The sequence below is a fragment of the Flintibacter muris genome (assembly GCF_943192995.1).
Taxonomy (GTDB): Bacteria; Bacillota; Clostridia; order Oscillospirales; family Oscillospiraceae; genus Lawsonibacter; species Lawsonibacter muris.
Genome location: NZ_CALPCP010000004.1, coordinates 16,859 through 33,625 on the forward strand (window position 1 = coordinate 16,859; position 16,767 = coordinate 33,625).

Annotated in this window: 13 protein-coding genes; 1 reads left to right on the forward strand and 12 read right to left on the reverse strand. The window is 36.8% G+C overall.

Features of this window, described 5'->3' with window-relative positions; genetic code table 11:
• Window positions 1-52: 52 nt before the first annotated feature.
• Entirely contained in the window at window positions 53-6,517 is a 6,465-nt protein-coding gene (locus NFS22_RS05095; RefSeq protein ID WP_251316653.1) for a hypothetical protein, read from the reverse strand.
• A gap of 69 nt (window positions 6,518-6,586) precedes the next feature.
• Between NFS22_RS05095 and NFS22_RS05100 the strand changes: the two genes are divergently transcribed.
• Window positions 6,587-7,099, forward strand: a complete 513-nt coding sequence (locus tag NFS22_RS05100; protein WP_251316654.1) for a zinc-ribbon domain-containing protein — start codon at window positions 6,587-6,589, stop codon at window positions 7,097-7,099.
• A gap of 430 nt (window positions 7,100-7,529) precedes the next feature.
• Here the strand turns inward: NFS22_RS05100 and NFS22_RS05105 are convergent, their stop codons facing one another.
• The 11 genes from NFS22_RS05105 to NFS22_RS05155 all read right to left on the reverse strand — a co-directional run bounded on the left by NFS22_RS05105 (window position 7,530) and on the right by NFS22_RS05155 (window position 16,764).
• The gene (locus NFS22_RS05105) at window positions 7,530-10,607 is read right to left on the reverse strand and encodes a phage tail tape measure protein (RefSeq protein ID WP_251316655.1); all 3,078 of its coding nucleotides are present in this window, start codon (window positions 10,605-10,607) and stop codon (window positions 7,530-7,532) included.
• Between the two features lie 55 nt (window positions 10,608-10,662).
• Entirely contained in the window at window positions 10,663-11,130 is a 468-nt protein-coding gene (locus tag NFS22_RS05110) for a hypothetical protein (RefSeq protein WP_251316656.1), read from the reverse strand.
• Between the two features lie 14 nt (window positions 11,131-11,144).
• Window positions 11,145-11,762 carry a hypothetical protein gene (locus NFS22_RS05115; RefSeq protein ID WP_251316657.1) on the reverse strand — a complete coding sequence of 206 codons (618 nt, stop codon included), beginning with the start codon at window positions 11,760-11,762 and terminating at the stop codon, window positions 11,145-11,147.
• Window position 11,763: 1 nt separating this feature from the next.
• Window positions 11,764-12,213 (reverse strand): RusA family crossover junction endodeoxyribonuclease, encoded by a 450-nt coding sequence (locus NFS22_RS05120; RefSeq protein WP_251316658.1) that lies wholly within the window; start codon window positions 12,211-12,213, stop codon window positions 11,764-11,766.
• A 334-nt stretch (window positions 12,214-12,547) separates the two neighbouring features.
• Window positions 12,548-12,880 (reverse strand): hypothetical protein, encoded by a 333-nt coding sequence (locus tag NFS22_RS05125; protein ID WP_251316659.1) that lies wholly within the window; start codon window positions 12,878-12,880, stop codon window positions 12,548-12,550.
• Window positions 12,881-12,924: 44 nt separating this feature from the next.
• The gene (locus NFS22_RS05130; RefSeq protein ID WP_251316660.1) at window positions 12,925-13,761 is read right to left on the reverse strand and encodes a hypothetical protein; all 837 of its coding nucleotides are present in this window, start codon (window positions 13,759-13,761) and stop codon (window positions 12,925-12,927) included.
• 44 nt (window positions 13,762-13,805) lie between these two features.
• Complete coding sequence (locus NFS22_RS05135) at window positions 13,806-14,534, reverse strand: hypothetical protein (protein ID WP_251316661.1); 729 nt, start codon at window positions 14,532-14,534, stop codon at window positions 13,806-13,808.
• On the reverse strand, window positions 14,531-15,025 hold the full coding sequence (locus tag NFS22_RS05140) for a hypothetical protein (RefSeq protein ID WP_251316662.1): 495 nt from the start codon (window positions 15,023-15,025) through the stop codon (window positions 14,531-14,533). The genes NFS22_RS05135 and NFS22_RS05140 overlap by 4 nt, the downstream gene beginning before the upstream one ends.
• Window positions 15,026-15,035: 10 nt before the next feature.
• Entirely contained in the window at window positions 15,036-15,803 is a 768-nt protein-coding gene (locus NFS22_RS05145; RefSeq protein WP_251316663.1) for a hypothetical protein, read from the reverse strand.
• Window positions 15,804-15,816: 13 nt separating this feature from the next.
• Window positions 15,817-16,236, reverse strand: a complete 420-nt coding sequence (locus NFS22_RS05150; RefSeq protein ID WP_251316664.1) for a hypothetical protein — start codon at window positions 16,234-16,236, stop codon at window positions 15,817-15,819.
• Between the two features lie 15 nt (window positions 16,237-16,251).
• Window positions 16,252-16,764, reverse strand: coding sequence for a hypothetical protein (locus NFS22_RS05155; RefSeq protein WP_251316665.1), 513 nt, complete (start codon window positions 16,762-16,764; stop codon window positions 16,252-16,254).
• Window positions 16,765-16,767: the final 3 nt, after the last annotated feature.

Below are 16,767 nucleotides of genomic sequence, written 5' to 3' on the forward strand. Positions count from 1 at the left end.
CTCCTTTCTATAAATAAGTGGAGGACGTACAATGTCATCCTCCACATTTAAATTATTGTCTGAAACTTCTCTTACCACGCAAACTAAACACATCGTCAAGCTGTGTGATGGTATATTTACTGATTTTCTTTGTCAGACTCTTGATTTCAGCATCATCCAGCTTTTGCAGAACTTGCATTGGGAATGTCAAATTAAATTCATTCGACATACCGCTATTCTCAACAACTGTCTGTGCTTGCTGGGCATCCTGCTTAATCTGTTCCTGCATCCTGCTCCCCATAAGGTCAGTATCAGAAATAGAATTAATCACTTTGCCATACTTGCCTAACATAGTTTCTGCAAAGTCTAATGCCTGATAAATAGGCTTTTGCTGTTCTTCGGTAAATACAGCTTCGCCCCTTTTCAGCTTTGCAAATACCTCATCCTGCTCCAGCGTAGGATCATCGCCAACAATACCGCCAGTATGATAAGTGTATTTCTTATACTTCTCATACAGCAATGAACCATCAGATGTATACCATGTACCATTATCACGATAAGCGTTGATACCATATCGGGCCAGACTTTGCCCAAGCTGGAGGTTTTCTGCATCCAGCCGCTTTCGTTCGCTTTCACTTGCATCACCCCATGCTCGGCTATTTGCATACATCTTTTTAATGATATTATGCGCATTTTCAGTTTCTTGCCCACCACTGGTATCATAATTGCCAGAGTTACCGATCACATTCGGAGTAGTAGATGTTCCAGTCAACCCACCACCAATGATTGTGCTGCTGCTTGAAGAACTGGAACTGGCCTCCAATGCCGCAAGTTGCTGTTGCGTTTGCAGAACAGCATTAAGATAACTTCCATACTTTTCAACAGCAATACACGCCGCATCCCAAGCCGCAGTAATCTCATTATTTGTGACAGTGCCGTACTCATAGTTCCAATCAAGAAGCTGCTGATAAAGTGTATCCCATTGTGTCTGAATCCGTTCAATAGCAAGACGATACAACTTTTCTTCAGAAGAAATACTATTCTCCAGAACCTCGATTTCTTTCTTCTTTTCCTTTTCATAGGCATCTGCCATATCATCAAGCATATCACTGGCTGCATCATAGGCATGATCTGCTTGCTTGTCTGCCAAATCATTCGACAGTTTTGCAATATCCTCTTTCAACTTTGCTTGTTTAGCAGCAGATTCACGACTATCATCCAATTCCAACAAAGCAAGCTGCTGTTGAAGTTTGGCAAGTTCCTTAGTCTTTTCCGCAACAGTCTTAGTATAATCGTCTTTTTCTTTCTCTAACTTCAATGATTGCTTTTGCAGATCGACAATTTCTTTCATCTTGTCAACTTGATCTTCAAGGGCTTCAATTTGATTCTTAACCTCTTGTTTAATCATAGCCATGACATATTTGAGCAAATCATCAAGTGCATCAGACTGTTCTTTCAATGCCTTTTTAGCAGACTCGTTGGCCTCTTTTACGGAGCCTTCAACCTTACCAATGCTGGTAATTGAAATACCAGATAATGCACGAAGGTTATTGATATTCTGTAATGCTCCAGCATACATCGTATCATTAAGATCGCCAGAAACATTCAACAACTTCAACTGTGCATAAACTAAATCCCAAGTGGCACTTGTAGTAGTTTCTGTTGCCAGTGTCAGATTCATAAGTTCATTAATCTCATTGCGCTCAATAGCACTACGAATCTGCTGCACATAGCTAAGTGCTGTTTCAACCGCCATCTGTTCGGTACGGGCTGCAATTACCTTTTGTAAACTTTCTTCATTGATAACTAACTGCCCATTTTCATCCTGCAAATAGGCAAGGTACTGAATACCCCAAGAACAAATTTCTTGTAAAGTATCAATGGTAATAAAACCACTATCCGCATATTCTTGAGCAGCATCTTTTAATGTATCGTACAGACCTGTAATTTCGTCAAGTGCATCATTGGCGTTATCTACTACCTGTTGCCATGCGTTTGCAGAAGTCTCGGCAATTTTATCATAGTAGTCCCACCACAAATCTGACAGTTTACTAACTTCATCACTGGTATCAGAATATCCAAGAGAACGATAATACTCTGCTTGTTGATGTATCTCATCCTGCATCGCCTTATAATGACTAATAATATCAGACGTATATTTTGTGATCCCACTAAAGTCCTTATTTGTAATTGCCTTGTCGAGCCAATTTTCATTTAAGGTAATAGCGTTTTCGTGTTCTTTAACAGATTTCTCATATGTTTCAATAATTAAATCTTGAATACTATCCTGATATTCCCACCATTGTTTTTGCAATTCTTGAATATAATCAGAATTTTCATCAAGCCCTAATGCACGATATTCCTCTGCTTGTTGGTGTACTGCATCCTGCATTGCTTTATAGATTTTAATAATTTCATTGGAGTTTACACCTTTATGTTCCATAATGAAAATAGTATGTTCATAATCTCCAATAAGATCATCCATAACCTCTTTCATTTTCTTTAAGGTATCTTCTAAAGCATCTTCAAGATTTTCAGTTTCTTTTACCGCATCTTTCAGTTCTTTCGTTGTAGTAGAAGAATTATTACCAGACAAAACAGACTTATAAGTTCCGCCCTTTGGCTTGATTGTTCCACTTGCACCGCCATTATAGCCACCAGAATAAGCAGGAATTGTACCACTAATATATTTACCACTTTTTAGAATTTCTTTTGTTTCATCAGCAGTATAAACCGTATCGCCTTTATTAAGATGAACCAGTTCAGGGCCATTTGCACCAGCTAAGTAAGCCTGATCACCAGATTTAACAAGTTCTGCTCCTTCTTCACCAGTTAATGCTACACCATCAGGAGCATTCTTAGTTCCGTTAGCAAAGCCAAGCATACTAAACAAGCTATTCTTTCGTTTAACATCAACAGAAACAGTAACAGTCTTACCTGTTAAACCATTAATCTTTGTTTGTAATTGCTCAACTTTCCCCTCTGCCGTTTCCGCAGACGTGCCAATAGCTTCTAACTGTGTTTGTGCATTATCTGTTGACGATTCATCAACGCCGTCTATTGATTTCTCTAAATCATTAACTTTTCCTTCAACTGTTGCAAAATCCAATGTATCAATAAACTCTAATGCACTTTTTAAATCATGAACTTCACCTTTGGCATTAGTTAATGTAATTCCATCAGCTTCATCTAACTTTGTAATAAGACCTTGGGCATCCTCCTTGGTGAAGTTTAATTGCTCCATCAAAATTGATAGGCTTTCAGTATTCACCTTTACTTCAATGCCATCACCTGTTGCTAAACCTAAAGTGGTAAGGCTATTGGTCAAAGTATCTACATCAGATGATGCAGATAAAAATGTAATGCCTTCAACGTTTTGCAATGTTTGTAACAAATCATAAATATCTTTATTAGTATATCCTAAAGAAATTAATTGATCCGTTAGGGCATCTACATTAACCGCAGTTCCTTCTAAAGAATCAGATGAAAGGCCAATTTTTTCAATAGCATCCAGGACTTCATCAACATTATAAAAATCAATATTGCCCCACATTGACAATGCTTTTAAACATGACAATGCTGCCTCTTCTGTAATGCCTAACTTTTGAGCAATTTCATCTATTGATGTTGCATCAATATCGAATGTAAATGAGCCATCTGAAAGTTTTTCGATTGTAGCAAGAACATTGCCGTTTTCATCCAACACTTTGCCATTTTCTGCAATTTCATATAATCTATCAAGAAATCCTGCTCCAGCACTATCGGCATCTTCAAAAATACCAACATTCTTTTGCATGGCAGCATAAATTTCATCCAGTCCATCAGTCCAACCCCATGTTTGAAGTTGTTCAGAACCAAATAAAAATTCGGCAGCGGCCCAAAATGCGTTACTATTAGTAGTTCCAGCTTCAAACTGTTCGTTTAAAACCTTAAATGCTTCAGCATAAGATTTAAATTCTTCATCTTTTTCTGGAACATTCATAGCTGCATCATAACGAGCCTTAGCTTCTGTTACCTGATCAAAGTCACGAACCATACCTTCTAAGGCTTGGTTAAGTAACAAAGCACTTTCAGTAATTAATGCAAAACCATCTTCACCATCAGCCACAGTCTGAAGAACCTTTGCAAGAAATTCTGCACTCATGCCATCCTGATCAAGAATAGATTTCAATGTCGAACTTTCTTTTGCAAGGTCTTTAATGTTTTCTCCCGTAATTCCGTCAAGAGTATTTGCCATCTGCATTAAGGATGTTTTTGTATCTGCAAAATCCTCAGAATCCCACATTCCCTTTAAGGAATTACGAATATTAGTCGCTTGAACATCAATTTCACTACTACTATGCTCGAAATAATACATTAACGCTTCAATAGAAATTCCAGCTTCATCAGCAGATTCTCTAAGAGCGTCATACATTTCATTGACAGCACCAGTTTCACCAGTAAAGTGCATAGCCTCGCCAGTATGGATTGCAGTATCTCCAATATCAGCAAGTAAGTTCTTAACTATTTGCCCATCAAACTCTAAGCCCTCGGTGTCCAATCGCAATAAATCTTCGCTTGTCCAACCTTCACCAGCTTTATCAATCAATCCCCAAATGTATTCATCAACTGTATGAGAATCCAAAAGAACAGGGCCATTTTCTGTTTGTAGGATAGGGGAAAACGCAATTTCTACTCCATCATATTCGGACGATGAACCAAATACTGTAGAAATAGAACCTTTCATTTCATCTACAGTTGCACCCCAAGATTCAATAGCATCTTTATATGTAGCAAGATTTTCGTCTGTCCATTCAAGAATCTGACGATTATTAGTATCAATATTACCATAAACTGTATTTGATAAATCAACACCTAACAACCTTGCTTCATTAACAACACCCTGATATTCTGAAAACAGTTCTTCGTATTCTTGCAATTCATCCGCAGAAACAATATCTTCAATACCAGCAGCCTCAATAGCTGTCTTTAATTCATCAAGCCCATCAATTTTTGAAGTAACTACAATATTATATGCTAATTCAATTTCATCATCTGACAATGATTCAATATAGTCTGCATATTCCTGATATTGCTTTAATATATCTGCGCCAAATGCTAATCCATTACTAAGTAAATTACCAGATTTAAAATCAACATCAGGCATATCAAACAAAGACGATAAAATCCTTATCTTTTTATTCCCGATTTCGTCTGTTGCTCTATCAAAGGACGCATTCAGATTATCTACAACATCACTAATTTTTAATCCTGCATCAGAACAGGCTTGTGCAAGTTCTGGAAACTCTGATCTAATTGTGCTTGCAGTAATTTCAGTTGTTGACGCAAGTTCTTTCAGTCGTTTAACATCATCAGCATATTGTTCATTATTAATAATGCTGTTCCATTGCATATCCTTCCACTTGCCGGGGTCTAAGGAAGTATATATGAGTTCTATTGCAGAATTAATCTCATCAAGTGCATCTTTTTGATCGCTTGTAAGCTGATCATATGGTATGGCCTCAAGTTTACTCCTATAATCACTTAAAACTTCAACTTGTTCCCAAATACTATCTGTTGTATCATCAATTAAATCTTGATAGTCTTGATAATCTTCCTCATAATATTCGCTACTCTTATCAAGTTCATCCTGCAATTTTCGCATTTGCTCTATTCCTGCAAGTAGCGCAGAAATATCGCTTTCATCAGAAAACAATATTGCGTTATTGCCAGTTGAGGTTGAATTGGAAATATAATAGTCTACCGCATCAGAAGTAATTTCATTTTTATAATTCTTCCTGTATGCAGTAACCGTATCCTCTGCGGCCTCTTTGCCTTCACGCAATGCTTTCTTTTCAGCTAAATCAGCTTGAATCTGTAAAAGTTCAACTGATTCACGTAATTTTTGAAGTTCAGATTCCTCTACAAATGTAAGAGTATCTTTGGCCTCCAGTTCGGCAATTCGCTCATTTGTTGTTTCAAGTTCTTTATTAAGACTTTCAAGTGTGCTGGTTGCTTCTTCAAATTCAGAGAAAGATTCATTCATCTGCTCTGTAGCTTCTTCGGCAGAAACAGTAAGAGCATCATATGCCTTTACTGCACCAAAAATTGCGCCAGCAGCTAAAATTGCCCATCCAACAGGATTAGTTGTTAGAAATGCAATTAATCCTTTTACAACATTTGCCAAAGCAACACCAAATGCTTGTGTTGCAACTGTTGCAGTTCCTTCAGCAACCGCAAACGCCTCTGTGGATACTGCGGCTACAATTTGTTCTTCGCTAAATCCTGCGGTAGTCAACGCAGAAATAATCATTTCTTTATTATAGCCTTGCATTGCTAATTTTGCCGCAATTTCAGATGCCTCCATATTGACGGCAGATAATGCAACTGCCGTTTGTGCTGCATTCAATCCCAATGCACTTGCAGCAGCTTCAACCTGTTCGGCTTTCATTCCTTGCAATGCAAATTGCATTGCAATAACTGCATTTTTACCATTTTGCAAATCAGATGTAAGCACTTTAAAGATATTTGATAATGCACCTATGGATTTAAGCGACATAATTCAAAAATGCGCTTGATTTCATTTTAATAAAATGGTAAAATAAAAGAAAAGATTGGAGGAATAAATATGGCTTTAATCAAATGTCCTGAATGCGGAAAAGAAATAAGTGACAAATCTTCGGTTTGCATTCATTGTGGATTTCCTTTAAAATCTCAACTTGAAAAAGAATGCTCTGAAAACATCTGTGTTGTTAATGGCATCCCATTTAATTTCACTGAAATCATAGAAGATGTTAATAACTTTTATAAAAATTCTTCCAACACATCTATTATCGAAAAATCAAACTTAGGATTAATATTAAACAGGAAGATAAGACAACTAACTGGAATTAATGACGTTGCTGGTGCAACATTAGCATCCAAAATTATTTCATTAAAATCAATACCAGAATCATTCAATTCATCTGATTTCCCTGATCCTCTTTCTTTTGATAAAACCAAAGTATGCTGTCCTCGTTGCGGTTCCACATCTATCACTACAGGAGCAAGAGGAATCAACTGGACATTAGGATTAATCGGTGCAAGTAAAACAGTCAACCGTTGTGCGAAGTGCGGTCATACTTGGCAACCGCATCTATGATTGAATTTCTTACGCCCCTTTCGGTAACTTGGCAAGGAATAAAGCTAAATTCAAAAAGACTTTATCCACTATACAATAAAAGTCATAAACACTTTTGGCGGTTTATGGCTCCAAGAATCGGTAGTCTCTGAGGATTCAGGCCACGAAGGTCTGTGTCCTACTGATTGCCTCTTGTCAATAGTCCGTAGCACAGGATTACTCCTGCTTTTATCTCAGCATAGACCATCCAGATAATTTTTTCTGCTTTCGCAACATTCACGCCTATCATTACTGATTACGTTGTAGTTTATCTGGCCCTTAAAGGCTTTCCAGTATTTACTTCTTTGATTATTTTAGAACTCCCATCACTATATCTTGTCAATCACGCCATATTGTGATTTTCTTGATATAATTAGACTCACTATCCATAGGTAGTGTGTGATCTTATCACTCAATCCAAGTTCTTTACAAATGCTACAATACCCACCCCAGCAAGTGCCGTTCCAAACGGCCCAAGTGCTGCGGTTAATTTTCCAAATAAACCAAGTAAAGTAGTGAGCATATCAATAACAGCACCCACTTCTTCACGCTTAAACATATCTTGGAAGATACCCACACCAGTTTCTTTTAAAGCATTCAGCTTAAATTCGAGAGACTTAGTGATAACTTCCATCTCCGCATCAGCATTACCAGCACTATTTGTCATATTCTGCATTGCCTTTTCTGCCGCTTCAAAGTTTTGCAGAATGGCTTGACCAACACTGGCTCTATTTTTGCCAAACAACTTTTCCATCAACTGTTGCTGTTGCTTTTCACCAAGATCATCATAAACTTCAGAAATATCTTTCAGGTATTGATAGATAGATTTATAATGCTCTTGCGTTTCATCTGTAAACAAAGAAACGCCTTGAGAATCTTCAGTGGCTTTTGTCAAATCATATACTTCACCAGTGATGTTCGCAAGTTCTTCTGAAAGTTCCCCTGTTTCTTCATCATATCCACGCACACGCATAGAAATACTACGTAAGGCATTGCCAACCTTTGAATCATCCTGAGTAATTTCTTGCGCAGCAGTAAACAGTGCAATATTCTCATCAAGAGTAGAATTCATTGCCGCCATTGCCGATGCTGAATTTTGCAATCCATTAATAATCTCAGCATTGGATGTAGCAGCAGTATTACCAACGATATTGATTTTAGACATTACCCCATCGAGAACATTTTCCGCTTCAATACCATAGGCTTTCATAACGCTAACAAGTCCTGTTGTAGCTGTCCCAATATCTACACCGGGAGAAATCGCCGCAAATTGAGCAGCCAACTTTGCCATCATTTTAGAACTTGTCTTATCACTATATCCTAAACGTGACCAATCCGCTGCGGATTGAATAATATCTTTTGTTGTAACTCCGAGTTCCTTTGCGGCATCATTAGCTTCTTTATAAAAAGATGCTAAATCTGATCCAGACATTGTAGTTGTCTTTTGTAAGTCAACTAACGCAGTATCAAGTTCGACAACAGTATCTACGCCTTCTTTAATGAGAGAAATAATTTTCCGCAAAACCATTACTCCACTTGTTAAGCCAAGCAACTGTAATGTTGTATTCTTGATAGAAGTTGCAAACTGATTTGTAATAAGGCCAGCAGCTTTAGCTTCTGATTTAATCTTGGCAAATTCCGCTCTCGCATTTGCAAGCATCGCTGGATTAGTGTTATTTGCTAAAATGGATTGTATTTCACGTAACTTATCTCCATATGCTTGAGCAGCCTTTGTATTTTGATTCATCCATGATTCAATAGTGTTTGAAAGGGTGGACGATCTGGTTAAAGTCAACTGAGCCGCAGCATCATCTTTAACTGCCTGTTCATGTTCTCTTGTAGCCTGTTCAGCAGTTTTAGACTGTCTTGCCAATATATCCAGACTATTAGACGTTCTCTTGATAGCCTCGTCATATTGGTTATAGGCACTGATAACTTTTGAGTTATCTGTACTCGTAGCAATAGTCTCAGCTAAAGAACGCAAATTTGCAAATTCATTTTGCATAGTTGTAGCAGCACTACTTGAAACATTTTTTAAAGAAAGAAACTTTGCCTCTAAAGCACTGATACTATTTTCTAATCCGTTAGTTTTTGCCTGACTACGATACGCATTTGCTGTTTTGGCAATCTGATCAGCAACTTTTGCTTCTTCTTGTGCAAGTTTAGCTGCATTTTCATGAGACTGTTGAAAATATTTTGATAACTCTTGAGATTGCTGAATTAATTCTGGATGTACAGCAGCAGTTCTTTCAATTTCAGCAGTAATTTGTCGCCTAATAGTATACTGTTGCTGAAGCTGCTGATTAATAGCATTATACTCATTTGAATCAACTTGCGTATGAATCTTTTGCTTTTGAAGATTAGCAATTTTATTATCAACAGTTTGTAAAAGTTTGAATTGAGCTTCAAGTCCAGACATTTCCTGCTTTACAGCTTGTGCATCAAGTTTAAGCAAATCAAAGCTGTTCAAAAATGCAGTAAGAGATTTTTGATCAAAAGCATTTGATAACACACCTGTCAATTCGGTAATTTTATTTTTGAACTCTCCAGTTAAAATGTTTGACCTATCAAGTTCTTTTTCAAAATTAGAGAGTTTAGATAATTGTTCCTCTTTAATAGGAGTAATATCTTTAGTTCTAAGCTGTGTAGCAACATACTCTGCATTTTGATATTCTTTTGCTAAACGCTTCAAATCTGAAATCTGCGAACTAATATTTGACTTCTGCTTTTGAGACAATGCGCCATCAGCACTTTCAAGCTGTTCAATTTGAATCTTGATTGCCTGATACTGCTTCTCTAACGCTTTCAAATGACTATCATCTTTAACACTCTTAGGAGAAGTTGTATAAGCGGACGCAATATCTTTCAGCAAAGATTTCTGTTGAGATAAATATTTAATCCGGGCATCATTATCTGCTTGGGCTTTCTTTGCTAAAGCATCTTGCTCTCTTTGCTGTGCCTTTAAATTATCTGTAATTGCAGTTTGTGTCCGTACAACCTTGCCTGTTTCTACATTGAATTGCTTTGTCACAGAAACAAGTTTACCTTGTTCAGTTGAGCCTTGAATCATCAAGTTTAAAAGTTTTTGTGTAGATTCAGTCCCATCATCTTCAGCCTTTTTAACTTCGACCCATTTATGCTGTACTTTCTCCAAAGCAACATTCATAGAGGTGAATTCTTTTGTCAATTCTTTTGCACCAGAATCACTAATCTTTAAGCCAGATAATTCTTGTCTGATCCGCTCAATATTACTTTGCTCAAGGCCAACATTAATCTTAATATCTTTAACAGTTAAAGATTGATTGAGTTGCTTGGCAATATTATTAATCTGCGAAGTAATTTGCTCACTCCGAATATTATCAATTTTGGCACTTAAAGTAATTTCCTTTTTGCCAATATTAGTCAACACTCGGTTTAGGTCTTGACTCATCTGTTCTGTAGTTCTCGCTATATCCAAACCTAATACAATCTGACCATCTACATCAGGCATAACATTCACCTCCATAATAAAAATTTATCGCCTCCTTCATAATGAAAGAGGCGATTTATTCTTCCCAATAATATTTATCAGGTCTTTTTATCAGCTTTACCTTTATAGGCAACATAATCTTATTGTTGAAATCCTCAATTCCTTGTTCTACAAAGTGTTCTGCCTTACGATATACCCATCGCTCTTTATGAGCAAATCCATCGAAATGCCAATCCTTTCGTACAACAAAACCATCATTAATAAGCCAAAACACATTTGCATATTTGTGATTTGATTCATTAAAAATAGATGGACGTTTTGAGTTTTGAATTTTTAATGTGATTGTCAAACAATTACCATCAACTTTAATATCTGCCAAATCAGAAGTTGAAATACAATCCCCCATTGTCTCACGATTGATCCGTTCTTGAATACAATCTCTTAACAAATTTGCCGCATTTACCAATTCTTGTGATAATGTCAATCCAGATGAGGTTTTTATCTTTGTTATATCAAGACTTTTTAATATCTTATCTAATGACACGATTATATCCCAACTTACATTGTAACGACTTTATCTGGCTTATACTCTTCAATCGCATTTGAAATACGTGTCAATGCTTCTTGGCTAATATTTGCTTCATTGCCAGCCGCATCTAAATATGGCTTTAACAGCATTCCAAAAGATGTTGCCTTTCGTGCATTCACATCTTTCATATAAGCCAACTTATCAGCAGCCATCTGACGCAATTCCTCGATCAAAGCCTGATACTTTGTATCTGCGACATTCTTTACAAGATTAATTGCTTTACAAAGTTCATAAGTCTTTTCAATATTCATAATCGTAGACTTCTCACCAGTTTCATTACCAACTTCATCAAGAATCGGAATTGTATCCTCGATTGGCGGTACATTGGTTGTCATCTGGAGCAAAGCAATCATAAACAATGGATCAAGATACTGTGGCATAAAATCGCCATTTTCATCAAAGCATGGCGTTACAACACGGTCAACAAAAATACCCTTTTCAGAAATTGTCAAAGAAGTTTTGAGGGCAATTTCCATAACAATAGAATCACCATTATCAGGATCGCCAAGTTTCAGTACAGTATCACCCGAATTGCGCTTATAAATATCAAGAACCGCATTAATTGACTTTTTAGTAATCTTTCCCATATCAATTCTCCTTTAAAATAATATTTGTTATTTCAATTTCTGTACGTGGATTATCACTATCCACATAACATTCAAGCGTTAATGATGTTAAATGTTTACTATCATCATCAATGATAAATCCGCTTTTTGCAAATCCATCAAGAATGAATTTCGGAGTTGTAGCATCAACATCATGTCTGCGATTTGTTTTATAATATGTAGTGAATTTCATTTTGCATTTCTCAATGAGTAGGTTAGAATAACCTTGTTTATTAATAAACCATACTATGAAATCCGACCACTTTTGTTTTAATGCGTTCATCATTGGACGCTTCATTATCATCCACTGATTCATAAGCGGGTGATAAGGATTTTCTATTGGCTTTTTTGTTGCTTTAGAATGCAATCGAAAATATGTTCTTTCATAATCTTCTAAAGTCCTGCCATCTATAACTAATTTTAAGTTTTCCACATATCCTCCACAAAACTAAAAAAGGGGAGAGCATCAGCCCTCCCACTCTTTATTAATCTACCTTCTTTCGTGGCCTACCACGTGTACGCTTTGGCTCTGGACTATTTTCAGTTACCTTCTTGTCATCCGTAGACACTGTTGCATCAGGGGCATTGGAAGGTTTCTGTCGAGCAGCCTGAACACGGCGCAAATATTCTGTACCACATTCAGGGCTACAAGCTACTTCACGATAATTGAAAGCACCAAGCGCACCACTCGTTTTATTACAAGGAGTGAACATCTTTCCGCACACACGACACGGAATAGTATGTACTGCCATATCAAATCACCTCAATCAAGCAAAAGTAGCCTTCTTAAAGTTCAAAGTCACGACCTCATTGCCATCAACTTCAATGGTAAAAGTAGTGTTTTTATCAGTAACACGGAAAAGAATATCAGGATCAAAGTCCATATTCTCTTTTCCGGGCTTCGCAACACCATTTGTCTTTAAAGTCATTTTAGTTCCTGCCTGAGTAAGCCGCAGCGGGAAATAATGACCAGACTGTTCATTTACATCGGCAGAATTGAACTCAGTAAAACCACTCACATTTTTAAGTGTACCTGTTACAGAACCGTCAGCATACACTTTTACATCTGTGCCAATTAAATCAGAAACAGACTTGCCCAAAAGAGTCTGACCTTGGGCGGGGATAGTTAAGCGGTCAGACCCAATTAAGGGTTTTCGTCAGTATTCCCCGCATCCTCGGCATCTTCAGCGTCCTCACCGAACACAGTCAAATCCCAAAACTTAGTGCCACCATTAGTACAAGCAGACGCAATACTGGTAGCTTCAAAGCCATGAGTAGTCTGACTATCACCGAAAGCAAGATCAAACGCACCAGTAAAGTCAGCATAAGGAATATAGAACTGAACATGATAAATATTCTGACACTTATCCTTTGCCAGTGCATCAACGTACAACTCAACAGTCTCAGAATAATTATCAGAAATATTGCTGATAACATCGCCCTCAACATTACGAGTGTAATACACAACAATAGATGTAGCATCCTCAATCTCACCATCAGCGAAAGTCAGTTCCTTGGTAGCAGGATCATAAGCAAACTTGCCCTCAGTAGCAGTAGCATCCTGTGTCAGTCGCTTATTAATTGTACCATCAGAGTTCTTGACAATAACTTCCTGAATCTCGTTGCCAGCCGTACCGACAGCCTTATAACTGGTAGTAGCCTTATTACCCGCAACAACCAGATAATCAGGAACCTTTACAGGAGTAGAATCCTTATGCTCACCAGCAGAACCAACTTCGACCTCGACCAGACCCATAGACACCATACCGTTTGTACCAGACACAGTAACAGACTTATTCCGCTTCAACTGACCGATGGTACGACCACCCTTACCAGTCAGAGCAGTATTGTCCTGACTATTGGCAATAGTAGCATTCTGCAACTCATCCAACGTAAACCGATGTGCGCCGCCATTGATGCCAAATGCCATAATAGTCTCAAGACTGGAAATAATCAGATCATTAACAACAACCTTAGACATATCTAATCCTCCTTCATTTTTCACATAATAAAATCACCAGAAATTCATTCTGGTGACAACCAATTAATCTTCTCCAGATTAATTTTTGACGTATCGACAGTTCCAAAATAAACACCATTCATTGTTTGTTCCCAATGTTTCTTTTTTTGAATCTGCCTCCAACTTGCATTTAACTTATATACACTAAGCCCCATAACAGTTTCATAATTGTATGGAAATTCTTCAGTATTAACCAAAGAAATAATCATATTTTCCAAAAATGACTTGTATGGTTTCTTAGCAAGTCGCTGTTTCTTCCTTCGATTTCGTTCAATCAAATATCTTTTTGCTTCTGCATTACCAGCCTGACCAACAGGAGCCTCCCAAAAATGAATTTTACGAATCGTATTGCAAATTTCTAAAGCGATCATTTGGTCAATTACAATATCATTCTCTTTGTCCCAAAGAACTTTTTCGTTATTCTTGCAATTAACCGCTTCTTGGAAGTTCTTTAGGTTCAAGCCACCAAACAAAATGGACGTATCATCTTCATTGGCAATAATCGACTCCATCATCAACATGAATAACTGAAAATTGGTAATTGTCTCATAATCAATTCCAATATCATCAAGTTCAACCATAAGATCGAACGGAGTTGCAATTAGTGTTTGAATAATACTATAATATTTCATATCTCCAAAATCAAAAATTTCATCAACAGTTGGAACATGAACTGAAATTTTATCGTTTATTTTGTAATCGCTGACTTTAAGTAAATTTGGTTTCTGAATCATACCTTTGCACCAGTTCCAGAATTTCCATTAATGGTAGGCCGATTAAGGTCTGTAACAGTATACTCTAAAGATACACCATGAAATTTAGGGGCTGGGCTAATATCATTAAAACCGTAAAGTTTCATTCTTCCAACACCTAAATCAAAAGAACCATTAAATAAATCCTCAATTCTTTCTGCAATCAAGTCATATCTTAAACCCTTACTTGTACGAATATTATCTTGATGAACAAACACGTAAAAGGCAATAGTCATATTTTTAAATGTTTTGTTCATTACTTCTGGTACATAAATTCGATGGCAAATAAAAGTACCTGTATCCTTAACTGCATCTGGAGTATAAGCATAAGGAAATATCTGCTTATACATCAAATCACGATCTGGAATTGAGGAATTTGGCCTATCATTAATCAAATCAACAATCGTTTGATCACTACAAAGTTTTTCATTAATTCGACTGCGAAATTCTTTTAATTCACACAACATAGCCATTTTTATCACCTCAAATCCACATATCAGGATTATCTTTCAATTCTGCTCCTGTTCCAATCGGATCGAAAACATAATCCGCAATCATTAATTCCTTATTATCACGTTTAGGATCAAACTGATCTTCCGCAACAGTAAGATGAATATATCCTCTTTCTCCAGCATCAGAATAGCTAATAGTATCAGCCTGTTTTACTTCAAAAGCAGTAGGCTTTTCTAAATTCCTATCTAACAAGAAACGGAATCCACCATCAATTAATCTCGTATGCTCATCAAAAGTAATATAAACAATCATCTGCGATGTACCAATCGTCATATGCAACTTCTCATCATATCTATCCGTTTCACCGCTACCATATTGTGTTGAGTTAATAACACTAATTGGATATTCCACGATTTCATGTGTTAATGGTGAAAAAAACTTAACCTTATGATTACAAAAAGATAATTTTCCTTCCCATTGAATCCCATGTAAATTATTAGCATTAACACACAACCAATATCCATGTTCAGGCCAAGGAATCACATCACCCATATAAATAGGCTCATGAATCATTGTATGAATATTTGCTTGTGCTGGCGATGTAGAGCGATATGTTTGATTATAGATTCTTGGATGAATAATTCTATCTGAATTCCATATAGTTACACCATCTGGTACATAAGAAGGATCGTCTGCAAAAGTTTCTTGAACCATATGCAAGGCATTATGTATTTGGTCATCACGCATCGAATTTCCTCCAGCTTTCATTCTACGGAGGAAATTTTGATATGCACCCACAAACGATCACCTCCTATTTATCTTCATCACGCTTGATCCAGCGATACCTTGATAACTTTGCCTCATTATCTTTACGAAAAGTCTCACGTGTTTCTAACGCTTTACTCAAATGATTTGCTGGCGAAAAAGCATTAAAATCTTTACTTGAAAGTGTTGGTTTTAACATAAGAGGGACACGGATATAATTACTATCAAGATATTCAATTACCATATAATTAGATAGAATTTCGATTTCCGCATCTGTCAACTTACACTTAAATTTGACCTTGTTCCTTTGTGATAAATCTTGTCTGCAACCTCTAAAGTTTGCAACCGCAGGACGTATATAATCTGAAAGAATTTCATTGATTTCATCTTCCTCCAGATGTATAAAGTCATAGTTCCTTATTTTTGATAAAACACTTCCATAAAGTTCAGTAAAAGGTGTACCCATAAGGAATCACCTCCGTTACACCAAATCCATCAATTCAATGCTCAACTTCTTTTCAAGCAACCGAATCATCTTAACATTTGCAATCTTTCCGTCTTTAACATACTTGACAATCTTGGGTGTTAATTCTGCTTTTACTGTTGAATCCAAGCCAGAAAGCAATTCGTCAACATCTTTGATGTTATCTCCACAAAACCGCTTCATATCAGAACGATTTACCTTTGTCGCATAAATCTTATCCAAGTGCAACTTCTTCATAACAATTTCATTATTAGGCAGAAGCCACTTTTCAGTAAAATAACGTGGATGCTTTGTATTCATAATACGAAGCTGTTTAAAAGTCATTTCCTGTGTATCACCGACTTCCAACCATGAAAAAGTTTCAAATGTAACTGGACAACTATAATAAACAGCAGGAACACGTGCTTCTACTACAATCCTTGTATCATCATTTAAAACGTTGGAAGTGGCAGGGGCGACTTGCTCTTCCGCCCCATTATCAGGATTTAAATTCTTATTTTCCTGTGCCAATTT